Source organism: Synechococcus sp. BDU 130192, from assembly GCF_963876085.1.
Lineage (GTDB): Bacteria > Cyanobacteriota > Cyanobacteriia > Cyanobacteriales > MRBY01 > MRBY01.
Genome location: NZ_CAWNNO010000011.1, coordinates 153,121 through 168,440, shown reverse-complemented (window position 1 = coordinate 168,440; position 15,320 = coordinate 153,121). Strand labels below are relative to the sequence as shown.

The 15,320-nt window shown below is 50.8% G+C and carries 11 protein-coding genes and 1 tRNA gene; 5 read left to right on the top strand and 7 right to left on the bottom strand.

The annotated features are described in order from the left end of the window. The first annotated feature begins 17 nt into the window (after window positions 1-17). Window positions 18-103 (top strand) — tRNA-Leu (locus tag AACT35_RS04765). Between the two features lie 71 nt (window positions 104-174). Further along, the gene (locus AACT35_RS04760; protein WP_099241042.1) at window positions 175-963 is read left to right on the top strand and encodes a TrmH family RNA methyltransferase; all 789 of its coding nucleotides are present in this window, start codon (window positions 175-177) and stop codon (window positions 961-963) included. Here AACT35_RS04760 and bcp read toward each other — a convergent pair. From bcp to AACT35_RS04740, 4 genes are all read right to left on the bottom strand, one after another. After that, window positions 960-1,439 (bottom strand): thioredoxin-dependent thiol peroxidase, encoded by a 480-nt coding sequence (gene bcp, locus AACT35_RS04755; RefSeq protein ID WP_099241040.1) that lies wholly within the window; start codon window positions 1,437-1,439, stop codon window positions 960-962. The two genes, AACT35_RS04760 and bcp, sit on opposite strands and share 4 nt — an antisense overlap. A gap of 132 nt (window positions 1,440-1,571) precedes the next feature. Next, entirely contained in the window at window positions 1,572-2,465 is an 894-nt protein-coding gene (gene speB / locus AACT35_RS04750) for an agmatinase (RefSeq protein ID WP_099241038.1), read from the bottom strand. Between the two features lie 59 nt (window positions 2,466-2,524). Then, window positions 2,525-3,043 carry a response regulator gene (locus AACT35_RS04745; RefSeq protein WP_099241036.1) on the bottom strand — a complete coding sequence of 173 codons (519 nt, stop codon included), beginning with the start codon at window positions 3,041-3,043 and terminating at the stop codon, window positions 2,525-2,527. A gap of 183 nt (window positions 3,044-3,226) precedes the next feature. Continuing rightward, entirely contained in the window at window positions 3,227-5,824 is a 2,598-nt protein-coding gene (locus AACT35_RS04740; protein ID WP_099241034.1) for an ATP-binding protein, read from the bottom strand. 89 nt (window positions 5,825-5,913) lie between these two features. Between AACT35_RS04740 and AACT35_RS04735 the strand changes: the two genes are divergently transcribed. Next, window positions 5,914-6,273 (top strand): (2Fe-2S) ferredoxin domain-containing protein, encoded by a 360-nt coding sequence (locus AACT35_RS04735; protein ID WP_143596824.1) that lies wholly within the window; start codon window positions 5,914-5,916, stop codon window positions 6,271-6,273. On the opposite strand, the gene mnmG is transcribed toward AACT35_RS04735, so the two are convergent. After that, a complete protein-coding gene (gene mnmG / locus AACT35_RS04730; protein ID WP_062433388.1) occupies window positions 6,270-8,189 on the bottom strand; it encodes a tRNA uridine-5-carboxymethylaminomethyl(34) synthesis enzyme MnmG in 1,920 nt (639 codons plus the stop codon). The genes AACT35_RS04735 and mnmG overlap by 4 nt on opposite strands. Before the next feature lie 139 nt (window positions 8,190-8,328). Then, complete coding sequence (locus AACT35_RS04725) at window positions 8,329-9,834, bottom strand: UbiD family decarboxylase (protein ID WP_099241032.1); 1,506 nt, start codon at window positions 9,832-9,834, stop codon at window positions 8,329-8,331. A 169-nt stretch (window positions 9,835-10,003) separates the two neighbouring features. Between AACT35_RS04725 and AACT35_RS04720 the strand changes: the two genes are divergently transcribed. After that, window positions 10,004-10,519: a hypothetical protein gene (locus tag AACT35_RS04720; protein WP_099241030.1), complete on the top strand. Its 516-nt coding sequence runs from the start codon at window positions 10,004-10,006 to the stop codon at window positions 10,517-10,519. 111 nt (window positions 10,520-10,630) lie between these two features. On the opposite strand, the gene AACT35_RS04715 is transcribed toward AACT35_RS04720, so the two are convergent. Next, window positions 10,631-11,356, bottom strand: a complete 726-nt coding sequence (locus AACT35_RS04715) for a WecB/TagA/CpsF family glycosyltransferase (RefSeq protein WP_099241028.1) — start codon at window positions 11,354-11,356, stop codon at window positions 10,631-10,633. Between the two features lie 197 nt (window positions 11,357-11,553). Between AACT35_RS04715 and smc the strand changes: the two genes are divergently transcribed. After that, window positions 11,554-15,183 carry a chromosome segregation protein SMC gene (gene smc, locus AACT35_RS04710; protein WP_099241026.1) on the top strand — a complete coding sequence of 1,210 codons (3,630 nt, stop codon included), beginning with the start codon at window positions 11,554-11,556 and terminating at the stop codon, window positions 15,181-15,183. Window positions 15,184-15,320: the final 137 nt, after the last annotated feature.

Genomic DNA, 15,320 nt, shown 5'->3' with positions numbered 1-15,320 from the left:
TAATTACATATTTACCTGCGGAACTGGCGGAATTGGTAGACGCGCTAGATTCAGGTTCTAGTGGGAGTTTTATCCCTTGCGAGTTCAAGTCTCGCGTTCCGCATCTACCCGGCAAAAATTATTTGCCTTGCCTGAAGCCTTTTGACGACAACGGTAAGGTCGATGGGGGCAAAGATGCTCACAAGTTTACAAAATCCACTGGTCAAGGAGATTCGCAAGCTGCACCAAGGGCGGGAGCGGCAAAAACAAGGTCGTTTGTTACTGGAGGGAACCAATCTAATCGAGGCGGCGATCGCCAAGGGATTTTCTTTCCAGACGGTACTGTTTACGGCAGCTTGGCAGACAAAATATCCAGCACTGGCTAGTCAACTCAAAGGCGATCGCCAAACCCTGGTTTCAGAAGAGGTGCTGCAAAAGGTGGCAACCACGGTGAATCCTGATGGCATTGTGGCCACCCTCGACCAGGCACTCATTTCCCAGACCCCACCCCAAACCCTCCAATTGGGGGTAGCCGTGGAGCGACTCCAGGATCCGGGCAACCTGGGGACAATCATTCGCACGGCGACGGCGACGGCGGTCGATGGCCTGTTGCTGAGTCATGACAGCGTCAATCCCAGTAACCCGAAGGTGCTGCGGGCCTCGGTGGGGGCTTGGTTCCAGACGACGCCCGTGGTTATATCCACCTTTGCTGAACAACTACAACGGTATCGCGCCCAGGGGGTACAGATTGTGGCAACGCTCCCCCAGGCAACTAAAACCTACTGGGATGTGGATTGGCGGCAACCGAGTTTGATTTTATTAGGCAATGAAGGGGCGGGTTTGTCCCCAGCGATCGCCGGCCTCGCCAACGAAACGGTACAGATTCCCATGGGGCCGGGGGTAGAATCGCTCAATGTGGCGATCGCCTGTGCCTTAATGCTTTACGAAGCCCGTCGCCAGCGGGATCATCAAACTCTTCCCTAATTTCCCGACAGTTGGGTTTGAAGCGTCTCCAGTACCGCTTGAGCGTGGCCTTTAACCTTCACCTTTGACCAGATTGCCGCCACTTGACCTTGGGGATCGATTAAAAACGTACTGCGAACAATCCCCATATATTCTTTGCCCATAAATTTTTTCAGTTGCCAGACCCCATAGGCCTCGGCGGTTTGATGGTCGGGATCGCTCAACAGTTCGATGGCTAACTCTTTTTTTTCAATGAAGCGGCCATGGGATTTTTCCGAATCGGGACTCACGCCCACGATCACGGCATTCAAGGCGGTAAATTCGGGGACAAGGGCCGTAAAGTCTAGGGCTTCGGTGGTGCAACCGGGAGTATTGTCCTTGGGGTAAAAATAAAAAACGAGCCATTTGCCACTGTAGGCCGCCAGGGTACGGGCTTCACCTTGGGCATTGGTGAGGGCAAAATCAGGGGCTGCTTGGCCAATCGTCAGGGTCGTCATGGAATTAGGCATTCACTTGAAAATTCATAACTGTATTATTCCTTAGGCCAAAGCAGATCTCTAGAGTGAGCTTTGAGCGAAGCCCTACATTGCCCCAAGATTTTTCCAGACGACCCAATCCTTGGGAAAAGTCTAGCGATTTTCGTACCAGTAGCCGATGAGTTTATACACCAGCTTGGCGGCGGTGTACTCAGAAACCACAGAGTCATCTAAGGGGGCTAGTTCCATGATGTCGCAGCCGATCACTTGTTTTTCCCGAAACAGGCGACGCAAAAAGCGCAGGGTGCTGTACCAATCCATGCCACCGGGTTCAGGGGTGCCGACGCCAGCGATGAGGGTCGGGTCAATGCCATCTAGATCAATGGTGAGGAAAACTTTTTCCGTTTTAATATTGGCGATCGCCGTTTCGATCCAGTTAGGGTCATTTTGCATCTCCCACGCCCAAATCACCGGAATTTCCTTCGCCGCCAATAAATCCGCTTCTTCCCGACAGAGGCTCCGGATCGCCACAGGCAAACTCGGCAACCCCAAATCCATTACCCGTCGCATAATGCAAGCATGGTTATGTTCAGAACCTTCGTAGCTCTGGCGCAGATCCGCATGGGCATCAATTTGTACCACCGTAAAGGATTCTTGGTAAAACTCCAGATGACCTTTCACGACCCCTGTAGTAATGGCGTGTTCTCCCCCCAGGGCAATCACAAATTTGCCATCTTGCAAGAGATTTTGGGTTGTTTCGCTGGTGACCGCTAACATTTCCTCGGCGGACAGTCCAGGATTCTGGCGCGTATCGGCGATCGCCCCATGGGTAAAAATTCCCACATCAAAACAAGTTTCCCGGCGCAACTCATCGTCATAACATTCCAACTGGTGGGACGCTTCTAAGAGTGCATCCGGCCCCCATTCACAACCTTTGCGATAGGTGGTTGTCGCTTCGTAGGGAATGGGCAAAATCACCACCGGAGATTCTGCATAGCTCCGTTCCACTTCAGAACCAATGAAATCTTGTAAGACAAATTGAGACATAGATATTCCCTAACCGCGATAACCGAAAAATAGACCTAAAACTATACGTCAAAACGGTCTCAAGGGATCTCTTGCGGGGGAAAATGGGGTAAAGTCACCAAATTCAACCAAAAAGCAATGATTTGCTGCACCACGGTAAAAAAATCATCCACATTACTAGGTTTGGTGATAAAGCAATTGGCCTGGGCCTGGTAGCAACGGAGGATATCTTGTTCGGCCTGGGAGGTGCTAAAAATAATCACCGGGATCGCCTGGAGGTAGGGATCTTGTTTGATGCGATGGAGGAGATCCACGCCGGATATTTTGGGTAAATTTAAGTCTGAAATGATTAGGGAGGGATAAATCCAATGGCTCTGGCTCTCGGCTGCCGACGGCGCGAGGGCTTGTCCTTGATTGAGAAACTGCCAGGCCTGTTCACCATTGGGGGCTGTTTGGAGGTGCAATTCTGGAAAGTATTCTTCGACGACTTCTGCCATCAACTCCAGATAGCCAGGTTGATCATCCACCATCAGAATGGAGCGTTGGATGGCGGTCAAGGAACAAGCAGAATAAATGGGGGCGTTGGGCGTTTGGGTCAAGGGCGTTGGGGTTAGAAGCCAAAGAAAGGGTCTAGGCTACGATGACTCTAAATTTTTCAAAATATACTACCGATCTCAATGGTATCGAACCTACCTAGGGGCATGACCCTGCGGATGCCTTAAATTTTTCTGTTATTTTGCGGCTAAAGGCGATCGCCCCTCAACTTGCTGTTAATTAATCACTCAATGGTGATAAATGGGCAGCGTGAAGTAAAAAGTTGCCCCTGCCTGGGGTTGGGAGGTGACCCAAATATCACCCCCATGGATTTTGACAATGCGGTGACAAATGGCGAGACCAATTCCAGTGCCGGGATATTCTTCCTGGGTGTGGAGCCGCTGAAAAATTTGAAAAATGCGCTGCTGATGTTTGGGATCGATCCCAATGCCGTTATCTGCGACCATAAACTGCCAGTGGTGTTCGGTCTCGGTGACGTTGATCGTGATTTTGGGTTGGCGATCGCCCCGGTATTTAATCGCATTACTGAGGAGATTTTGCCAAAGGCTCTGGAGTTGACTCCCATCACCCAGGACTTCTGGGAGGGTTTTGGGACAGTGGAGTTGGGTGTGGGTGCGCTTGAGTTTGAGCTTGAGGTTGGCGATCGCCCGTTGGAGACAATCCTCCATGGACACCAGTTCCGGTTTACTTTGACGGGTATTCAGGCGGGAATAACGCAGCAAGTCTTGAATTTGCGTTTGCATCGTGCGGGTGCCTGCAGTGATGTGCTGGAGATAACGTTGAGAACGCTCATCCAGGCGATCGCCATTGCGACGGGCTAGCAGTTGGGCATAATTGGCCACCAGTTGCAACGGTTCCTGGAGGTCATGGGACGCCACATAGGCAAACTGTTCGAGTTCTTGGTTAGAACGGGCCAGTTCATTGGTGTAATGGCGTTGGCGTTGCAGTAGTTCCGCTTGGTTGAGGGCAATGCAAATTTGATTGATGAGCTGGCGCAGGAGATGCAATTCATCGGCATTCCAAATTTGAGGAAAATGGCACTGCTGGACACAAATCAAACCCTTTAGCCGTGGTTCTCCTTCGGGATCATCCATGGCGCTTACGAGGACGGGTAAAACAGCGTAGGCGACAACGCCATATTCCCGGAGCATAGCATCGTGGGCCGGGGGAAACTTCGCGGCTTCTACGTCGATGCAGGTCTGGAGTTCTCCCTGGCGAAATAGGTCAAAATCACCCCGGTTAAAGGCCGCCAGGGGAAACCGATGGTGGAGCATCGAGCGGACATTGGGGTGAGTCGCCTCCGCCGTCACTTTACCTTCAGTTTCATTTAAGATCTCCCAAAAAATCACCCGGTCGGCTTGGAGGGTTTTGCGGAGTTCCTGCACCGTCGTGGTTAACATTTTGTCCATGTCCCAGGAGCGCAAAATTTTAACCGTCAAGGAAGCCAACATATGTTGATGGCGACTGTAGCGCATTTTGGTCAGTTCCAGTTGACGTTCTTCGGTGACGTCCCGGGCGCTGCCTTGGATCTGTTGGATGGTGCCCTGGCGATCACGAATCGGGATCAGACAAGTCCGCCAAATTTGGGTGCAGTCGGGGAGTTCGATCACTTCTTCAAACAGCAGCGTTTCACCAATTTCGAGGCAACCCTGGAAAGAATCACATAGTTGTTGCGCCAGCTTTTCGGGAAAGACGGTTTGGGGCGATTTCCCAATGATTTGCCGGGGATAAACCCCCATTTTTTCGCAGTAGGTGGGGTTGACCATTTCAAAGGTAAACTCAGTCACCAATTCGGTCAGGTCAACGGGAGCCGCAGCAGTAATAGCGATCGCCCGGTGGACACGGATCAAAAAAATGGCCTCCGCAGAATGGGTCACAATCCCGGCGTAGAGTGCTTCGGAGGCTTCTAGTTCCCGTTGGGTAGCGGTACGGATCAAATTGTGGTGGAGCAGTTCCGCCGCCATCTTTAGGGCTTGAATCTCTAGGGCTGACCAGGGATGGGCGCGGGCTACTTCGCTGGTAAAGATTAAATGACCCCAGTGGTGGCCTTGGTGGTCAAAAATCGGTAGTCCCAAAAATGCCTTGACATCTAAGAACTCCAACAGGGGGACTAATTTGGGGTCTTGGTGCTGGTGGGCGATCGCCACGACATCACCAAGCTCTAGGAGTTGTTGCCACCAGTGGAGGGGAAATTCTGCGACCTTTTTTTGGCAAGGAGGAGAACCGTCATAGGACCATTGTTCAACAATGTTGGGGGGCGAATTAATCTGACCTGCCCCATCCCAATGCCATTGAAAAATAGTGATCCGCTCCATCTGGAGGTGGCGTCCCAGGATTCCCAAGGCCTTATCTAGGGTGGCTTCAGGACGGAAAAGAGCCTGGGAAAATTTGACCAGAATGGTGGTGAGCTGGAGATGGGTTTCTAGGGGACGGGGGGCTGGCTGAAGCACCAAGTCAGAGGCTTTTTCCTGGAGCACAGCCCGAAAACCGAGTTCTAGGGTCAACGGCGATAGTTCTCCGGGGGGAATTGCGATCAAGCCAGGTTGCTTGGGGAGCGGAGCTGCGGTAACGACCACCACCGGGAGTGCCAGGGCCAAGCTTTGATCAAGCCATATTTCGGTTAGTGCCTCAGGACAAAAGAGAATGATCAAATCGGCGGGTTCTAGGGGGGTCACAAAGGGTTGCGATCGCCAACTCAGATCCCACCGAGAAATTTGCTCTAGGCAATCCTCCAGGGGCGATCGCCCTAAATCTTCCCCTACAATCAAAATATGGAGTAATGACTTTGTCAGGGTTGATGCTTGTGCCAGCGGAAGATAGGTCATTGGCCCGGTTGCGATAGATCAGTGCTCATCCCCATTGTCGCGCCTAATTTAAAAATTGCCCGCTGCCCCCTGCTGTGTCCTGTTTCGCCATGTCCCAAACAAGTTTGACCATTATTCCACCCGGTCAGCCCGGCGATCGCCATCTGTTGATCTGCCAGCACCGGAGTTGTCGTGAGCGGGGAAGTGCGTTAATTCTTCAGGCTTTTCAGCGATCATCCCTACCGCCACGGGTCTTGGCGATCGCCAGTCCCTGCCAAGGCCAATGCCACTTGGGTGTGACCGTGCGCCTGGTACCCACAGAGGTGTGGTATTGCCAGGTAACTCCTGCCGATGTGCCCCATATTTGTGCCGCACTCCACCAAGGCGATCCCCTAGGGCATCGAAATATCGCTAACCCCGTGCGAGCAAAACTTAACCCCAGAATTCATCCCCCAGGGTCGTTGATTTAAGAGGTAACGGCTTCCTGGGCGTTTTTTTGACGATGTTGCACCTCCAAATAAACCAGCAACGCATTAATATCTGCCGGGTTGACGCCACCGATGCGTGTGGCCTGACCAATGGTGAGGGGGCGCACCTTATTTAATTTTTCCCGGGCTTCCATCGACAGGGTTTCCACCGTCAAGTAATCCAAACCTTCCGGCAACTTCCGATTCGCATGGCGGCTAATTTGGTCAATTTGGTTTTGTTGCCGCTTGATATAGCCAGAATATTTAATATCAATTTCTGCCCCTGCTTGCTCTGCCTGGGTGAGCGCCTCATTCCCCAAGCCATAACTGGCGAGATCGGCATAGTGAAACTTGGGTCGCCGCAATAAATCCGCTAAGGTCACAGAACTTTTGATTTTCTGGCCCGTATCCGCCGCAATTTTCTGACCCAAGGGATCCAATTCTTTGACCCGCTCCGTGTGGAGTCGTTCTTTTTCGGCAGCAATATTTTCCTGCTTCGTTTGGTACAAAGCCCAACGGCGATCGCCAATTAAACCAATCTCTCGGCCCAGGGGCGTTAACCGCTGATCAGCATTATCGGAACGGAGAATCAAGCGATATTCCGAACGGGAAGTCAGCATCCGGTAGGGTTCCCGCAAATCCTTTGTACACAGATCATCAATCAAAGTGCCTAGATAGCTTTGTTCCCGGGGGAAAACAACCATGTCCTGACCCTGGGCAAATTTCGCCGCGTTGATGCCTGCCACGATCCCTTGGGCTGCTGCTTCTTCGTAGCCCGTGGTGCCATTAATTTGTCCCGCTGAAAATAAACCTTCGACGCGCTTGGTCATCAGGGTGGGGTAACACTGGGTTGCGGGTAAGTAGTCATATTCCACCGCATAGGCTGGGCGGAGCATCACACAATCTTCCATCCCCGGCAGACTTTGGAGCATCTGTAACTGGAGACTTTCGGGCAGTCCCGTCGAAAAACCTTGGATATAAAGCTCTGGAATCGTGCGCCCTTCCGGTTCAATAAAAATTTGGTGGGAGTCTTTATCGGCAAACCGGACAATTTTGTCTTCAATGCTCGGACAATAACGGGGGCCTTTGGAATCAATAAAGCCACCATAGATGGGAGACAGGTGCAGATTATCTTTAATCAATTGATGGGTCTTTGGGGTTGTTCGAGTCAGGTAACAGGGCATTTGTTCACGCTCTACCCAGGCTTCAGGATCAAAGCTGAACCACCGTACCTCTTCGTCCGCCGGTTGAATTTCCATTTTGCTGTAATCGACCGAACGGCGATCCACCCGGGCGGGGGTGCCTGTTTTTAAGCGCCCCGTCTCAAACCCTAACTCGTTCAAGGTTTCCGTCATGCCCACTGCGGCAAATTCTCCGGCCCGGCCCGCAGGCATCGATTTGTTCCCAATCCAGATCGTGCCCCCAAGGAAAGTCCCCGTTGTTAGGACAACAGCCTTGGCCCCAAAACAAGTCCCAAAATAGGTTTGAATCCCACAAATTTCATCGTTGTCGCCTAACACAAGATCCGTCGCCATCCCCTCGCGAATCACAAGATTATCTTGGTTTTCAACGATATTTTTCATCACTGCAGCGTACTCGCGTTTATCGGTTTGGGCGCGCAAGGCCCAGACGGCTGGCCCCCGGGACGCATTGAGCACCCGCTTTTGGAGATAGGTGCGGTCTGCCATCTTGCCAATTTCTCCCCCAAGGGCATCCACTTCGTGGGTTAGCTGGGATTTTGCGGGGCCGCCCACGGCAGGGTTACAGGGTTGCCAGGCGATTTTGTCGAGGTTGAGAGTCAACATCAGCGTGCGGCAGCCTAAACGGGCCGAGGCCAAGGCCGCTTCACAACCGGAATGGCCAGCACCAATGACAATGACATCAAACTCATCTTGAAAATCAACGGGGGTTCGCAGCATTGTTTTGTTTTGGGGAATGATTGGGTTAGGACTAGGGATTCAATATTCTATCAAGGCGAGGCAGATTGTTCGCTGGGCAAAATGTGAGTTTAGCCCCTGAAATTTTGAGGATATTTTTGGGTTTGATCGGGATTGTTTTCTACATTTCGTAGCCAAATTTGTTGGGATCAACGGCGGTTAAATCGATATCAGCGAGGCCATATTCTGCCCAACGGCGATCGCATCTTTCGGCAATCTTAGGATCGGACTCAAGGACTTCACCCCACTCGTGGTCAGTTTCGGGGGGAATTTTTGTCGTTGCGTCAATGCCCATGCGGCCGCCCATGCCAATTTTTTCGCTGGCAAAATCGAGGGTATCAAAGGGGGTATCCGGCAAAATAAACACATCCCGCACGGGATCAACTTTAGAACTGATCGCCCAGACAACTTGACGGGGATCGCGGATATTTACATCTTTATCCACCACAATCACAAATTTCGTATAGGTAAATTGGGGCAGGGCACTCCAGAAAGCGAGGGCCGCCCGTCTAGCTTGGCCAGGATAGGCTTTGTCGATGGAAATAATCGCGGCCTTGTAACTGAGGGCCTCCATCGGCAGGAAAAAATCGACAATCTCGGAAACCTGTTGCCGCAGGATCGGCGTATAAATCCGGTTCAAGGCGATCGCCATCATCGCTTCTTCTTTGGGAGGGCGACCGCTAAAGGTAGCCAGATAAATCGGATCTTTGCGGTGGGTCAGACAATGGAAGCGCACCAGGGGGGAATCCTCCACACCGCCGTAGTAACCCATGTGATCGCCAAATGGCCCATCGGGGAGCATTTCCCCAGGGGTAATCGTCCCTTCGAGGATAAATTCCGCATCGGCAGGGACTTCGAGATCGACGGTTTTACATTTGGTCAATGCCACCCCAGAACCACCATATAGCCCTGCAAACAGCCACTCTGACAAGTCCACCGGAATCGGGGTTGCCGCTGCCATAATCAGAATCGGATCAATACCAACGGCGATCGCCACCTCTAATTTTTTGCCATTTTCTGCCGCCTTCCGCAGGTGACGCGCCCCCCCCCGCACCGAGAGCCAATGCACCGTCATCGTATTTTTCGATTGCAATTGCAGACGATAAACCCCCACATTAGGCACACCCGTTTCACAATCTTTCGTAATCACCAAGCCGAGGGTAATATTTTTTCCTGCGTCCTTCGGGTAGGGACGCAACATCGGGATCAAACCCAGATCTAGTTCTTCCTGCTCAATCACCACCTGTTGACAAGGAGGGAAAAAACTCCCACCGGGTTTCGCCTTCAGCACATCAAACAGCACCTTGCCAAAATCAATCGCCTGGGAAATCTTTTTCGGTGGCTTCGGCTGCTGGAGCATCGCCAATTTTCGGCCTAGATCTTCTAATTCTTCGGGCTTTTCCATTTTCATCGCCCAACAGATGCGCTCCACTGTCCCCAGCAGATTTACCACTACCGGAACGGAAGTTCCCCGCACATTCTCAAATAACAACGCCGGGCCACCCACCTGGAGCATCCGGTTTGCAATCTCGGCAATCTCTAGATCCGCATCCACCAGAGCCTTAATGCGGCGCAGTTGCCCCCGTTCTTCTACCAGTTTGATAAATGCGCGTAAATCCCGTGCCATGTCTGCCGTCTGAAAATGAGTACGTAATATAGCTTAACGGGTTTGTTCCGCGAAAAGCTATCAAAATAAGAAGGGATGAAAATTATCTATAATGGAAACAGATTAAACTGATTCACCGAAAAAAATATTCGCAATTATTTGTCATTTTTTCGATATTAAATCAACTAACATGATCGACAAAGAAAGGCAAAATGAAATACTGTATTATCTAGAACAGAGATACCCTCATTATTGTGATGGAACAGAATTAATTCGAGATGATCATGAAGATCTTGATTTCGCAATTTTGTTCTACTTGCAAGAACACGGCTTGATTGAAGCTCCAAGATTAGGGAGAACTGCTGTTGGGTCTTTTATAATTTCCAGAGTCATTATCACCTCAAAAGGTCTGGATTATTTGTCGGATGATGGAGGCTTATCCACTGATTTACAGTTGAAATTCAATAATGTGACTGTTCAAATAAATGGAGATAGTCGAGAATTTTTATTGGAATTATTAGAGTCACCTGAAATTCCACAAGAACAAAAAAACAAATTTAAAGGAATAATTGATCTAATGACAGAAGAAGGATTAAAAACTATTTCCAGATCAATTATCACCGATGCAATATCTAATATTCCTGAGCATATTGCGAAAACACCGTTTTATTTAGAAAACATCATTCAATCACTTCTAAGCTCTTGATTGATGATTGCCTAATACTTGTTGATTAGATTTAATGCATTTCTTCAATATTTTTCTTGTGCGTTATGCTGCATCAACACTCTTTACAAGATGAAGAAATCACCTTTTTCCCTAAGACCACAAAGCACGCCAAACAAATTGTGGTAACGCCAACATCCGTCGCCAGCGCCAAGGTTCCTGATAAAGACGATAGAGCCACTCTAAATGGAGTTTTTGCCAAAGTTTTGGTGCCCGCTGTTTTACCCCAGCCCACACATCAAAACTTCCCCCCAGACCAATCCAAGTGCTGTGGGGACAAAGATGGCGATGCTCTTCGATCCAAAATTCCTGTTTCGGGACGCCGAGACAAGTGAAAATGAGTTGGGGTTGTAACTGTTTAAGTTGACTTTGCCAGTCTGCTGCCATTTCTGGGGTGAGATAACCGTGCTGGGTCGTGATATCTAAATCAGGATAGTGTTTGAGCCAATTTTCTTTTGCTTGGTCGGCAATCCCAGGGGAGCCACCAAAAAAGACGACGCGCCAATCATGGGCTGCGGCCTGGGCCAACAGTTGTTCTGCGAGTTCGATGCCGGGTACCCGGTGCTGTTTTTTGCCCTTGAGCTTGAGGTAGAGGACGATCCCTGCGCCGTCGGGAATAATCAAATCTGCCTGCTTGATCACCTTGGCGATCGCCTTACTTTTTTCCGTCATCATCGCAATTTCGGCGTTGAGGGTGACCACGTGCGTTCCCTGATGGTGCTGGATCCGCTCAGTCAGCCATTGGCAATAGTTGGGGTGTAGATGTACCAACACCTGAAATACAGGGACACTCGGCAGAAAAGATTCAGCAGTCAACATAGACGAACGTCAACACCTTAGTGAAATAGACAAAAAATTAGGCGTCAAGATATAGCATCCACTCTAGCAGGCTATTGATCGCGCTTGTCTAAAGTTCTTAGGAAGATTTGGCGATCGCCACCGATAAAACACTTTGCCTGGGCAGTTAGACGCTAAAATTCTAACTCAACCTCTGTTTTGTCCCCCGTCCGGCGCTGATGGTACACATCAAGCAAATCGAGCTTTCCCACTTCAAATCCTTCGGTGGTACCGTCGCCGTGCCCCTACGTCCTGGTTTTACGGTGGTTTCTGGGCCAAATGGTTCGGGAAAATCGAATATCCTCGACGGCATTTTGTTTTGCTTGGGCCTCGCCAGTTCTAAGGGAATGCGAGCCGAACGATTACCAGACTTAATCAATCATAAACACAGCCAAGGGAAAGGTGCTGCGGAAACGGTGGTGTCGGTCACCTTTGATCTCAGCGATCTCGCCCAGCAATATCAAACGGAAGCCACAGAAGCCTCGGAATTAAAGGAATTTTTAGCGCAATTCCAGAGCCACGATTGGACGGTGACGCGCAAACTCCGGGTTACCAAAAGCGGCAGTTATGCCTCGACCTATTACATTAATGACCAGCCCTGCACTGCTGCGGAACTCCACGAACAACTGAATCGCCTGCGTATTTACCCCGAAGGCTATAACGTCGTGCTCCAGGGGGATGTGACGCGGATTATTACGATGAACGGGCGGGAGCGGCGGGAAATCATCGATGAACTGGCGGGCGTGGCAGAATTTGACCGCAAAATTACCCAGACCAGAGAAACCCTCAATGCGGTGAAGGAACGGGAAGAAAAGTGCCACATCATTCGCCAGGAGCTAGAACGCAATTTAGAAAAACTGGCCGACGATCGCCTCAAGGCCGAACAATACCAACGGCTTAAAATTGACCTGGCCCGCCAGCAGCAGGAAGAAGTTCTTTTAACCTGGCGATCGCTCCAACTCCAGGAAGAAAAACTGCAACGGGATCTCGCCAGCAGTGCCCAGGAACGCACCCAGTTAACTCAAAATTTGAACGCTTTGGATGGGGAAATTTTTCAGACTGGTCAAACCCTAGAAAGTTTAAATGCGAAAGTAAAAGCCCTGGGGGAAGATGAACAACTTTCGGTTGCGTCCAAACTCGCCACCCAAAAGGCAAAACGGCACCAATGGAGCCAACGGCAAACGGAATTAGAGGAAGACCAACGGCGATCGCTCCAGCTCCACCGCCAACTTTTAGCAACGGTGCAAGTCAACCAACAACAACTGCTGCGCCTCGAAGAAGAAAAACTCACCCTCCAGGAGGAAACCCTCCCTCAACACCAGGCCGCCCAAGCCGCCGCCGCAAAGATCCTCCAGGACAGTCGCCACCGGGCCGATGAGTTAGCCAGTTCTTCGGAAGCTTGGGTACAGGAACAGGCGGCGATCGCCAAGGAAATTCAAGGCATCCAGGATCAACTCAATCCCCAACGCACCGAACAGGCCCTCCTGCAAGAACGCCTTAGCCAGCTTCAGCAAACAATTACCAGCCAAACTGAGCAAATTACCCAACTCAGCGCCGATATCAGCCAACAGGAAACGGAATTAGCCACGGCTCAAACGGAAATTACCCGTCAGCAGGAAACCATCCAAATCCTTGCGACACAATTCACCCAACTGGAAGAAAGTCGCAAACTCGACCAGGAAACCGGCGATCGCCTCCAACGGGAACAGCGGGACAAACAACGGCAACTCGATCAACTCGAAGCCCGTTCCCAGGCCCAACAGGAAGCCCAGGGCACCTACGCGACGAAGGTGATTTTGAACGCCAATTTACCCGGTGTCCATGGTTTAGTGGCTCAATTGGGCCAAGTGGAAAAAAATTACCAACGGGCCTTAGAAATTGCCGCTGGGGGTCGCCTCGGTTATCTCGTCGTTGAAGATGACGAAACGGCGGCGACGGGGATCAAACTTCTGAAAAATCAACGGGCAGGCCGGGCCACCTTTTTACCTTTGAATAAAATCCGCGCCCCGAAATTGCCCACGAACACCATTCCCCGCTACGCCCAGGGCTTTGTTGATTTTGCCGTTAACCTGATCCAATGCGATCGCCGTTATCTAGATATTTTTCGCTACGTCTTCGGCAGCACCGCCGTCTTTGAAAGCCTCGATCTCGCCCGGAATTTCATGGGGCAAACCCGCATTGTCACCCTTGATGGCGAACTCCTCGAAACCACGGGGGCGATGACCGGGGGCAGCTTCTCCCAAAAATCGACCCTCCATTTCGGTAGCATGGCCACGGGGGATTCGGCGGAAATTATTGCTTTACGGGAACGACTCGAAGAAATTGAGCACCTGTTGCGCTACACCGAAAATGCCCTCCTCGACAAAGGCGATCGCCTCCAGGATCTCAGCCAACAACTGACCCAAGCCCGCCAACGGGAACGGGAAGCCCAACTGCATCAGGCGCAACTCACGAAATCCCTCGAAAAATTGCGCCCCCAACTTGCCCAAACCCAACAACAGCAACAGCAGTGTCAAAACGAATTGGCGATCGCCGAAACTCACCTCAAAGATCTCACCCAGACAATTCCGCAACTCGAACAACAATTAGCGGCTCAACAACAACATCTAGCCCGACTCGAAGCCCAGCAAACCCACCGGGAGTGGCAAGAAATCCAACAGGAAATCAAAGCCCAGGAAGTCACCCTCCAAGCGGCTGCCCAGACCCTCAACAGCACCCAACAAACGATCCAAGACCGCGACGCCCAGCTAATTCGTCTCAGTGAAAAATTAACCAATGACGAACAACGACTCCAGGAAACCCAAACCCAACTAGAAGATCTCCAAGGCCAAATCGCTGTTATCCAAACCCAACTCGATCAAATTGATACCGAAATCCAAACCACTGAAACCCTGCTGGCGGAACTCTCTGCCCAGATGGGCGATGTAAAAAAACAACGGGATCAGGCGGAAATTCAGCTCAAAAATCTCCAAAAACAGCACCAAGACAGTCAATGGCGTCTGGAAAAACTTCAAACCCAGCAACAGGAACGGGCGCAACAGCTCGAAAAACTACAACAGCACCTCCAAGCCCAAGAAGCCGAACTGCCGCCGGATCTTGATCTCGCCCATCTGATCCTGGAGGTAGTACCCGAAAAACTCGACCAAGCGCTCCAGGAGATCACAGAACAGATTGAGAAATTGCAGCGGGCCAGCCGTCGCACCCAAAAGAAAATCGAAGATCTCGAACCCGTGAATATGCTCGCCCTCAAGGAATATGAACAAACCCAAATTCGCCTGGGGGAGCTATCTGAAAAATTATCCACCCTCGAACAGGAACGCCTCGAAGTCTTGGCCCGCATTGAACGCTTTACCACGCGCCGTTTCCAGGAATTTAAAAAAGCCTTTGACGCCGTTAACGAAAATTTCCAAAAAATCTTTGCCACTCTTTCCGACGGTGATGGCTACTTACAACTTGATGACCCAACGGATCCCTTTGCGGGGGGCTTGAACTTGGTGGCTCACCCCAAAGGCAAACCAGTACAGCGACTCAGTTCCATGTCTGGGGGCGAAAAATCCCTCACGGCCCTATCGTTTATTTTTTCGCTTCAACGTTATCGTCCCTCTCCCTTCTATGCCTTCGATGAGGTGGATATGTTTTTAGACGGGGCGAATGTGGAGCGTCTTTCCAAGATGATTAAGCAGCAGGCGGCCCAGGCGCAATTTTTGGTGGTCAGTCTACGGCGGCCAATGATCGAAGCTTCCCAGCGCACCATTGGTGTCACCCAGGCCCGGGGTGCCTATACCCAGGTTTTAGGGATTCAATTGTGATGCTTTTTGGGAACTTTGTCAGGGATATTTTTAGGGCTCATTTAATAGACAATCACCCATCGCTAGAAGGTAAAAATCAAGAAATCTGGATTGCGGAATAGGTATTTAAACTTAGTTGGTGAAATAAGTCTATCTTT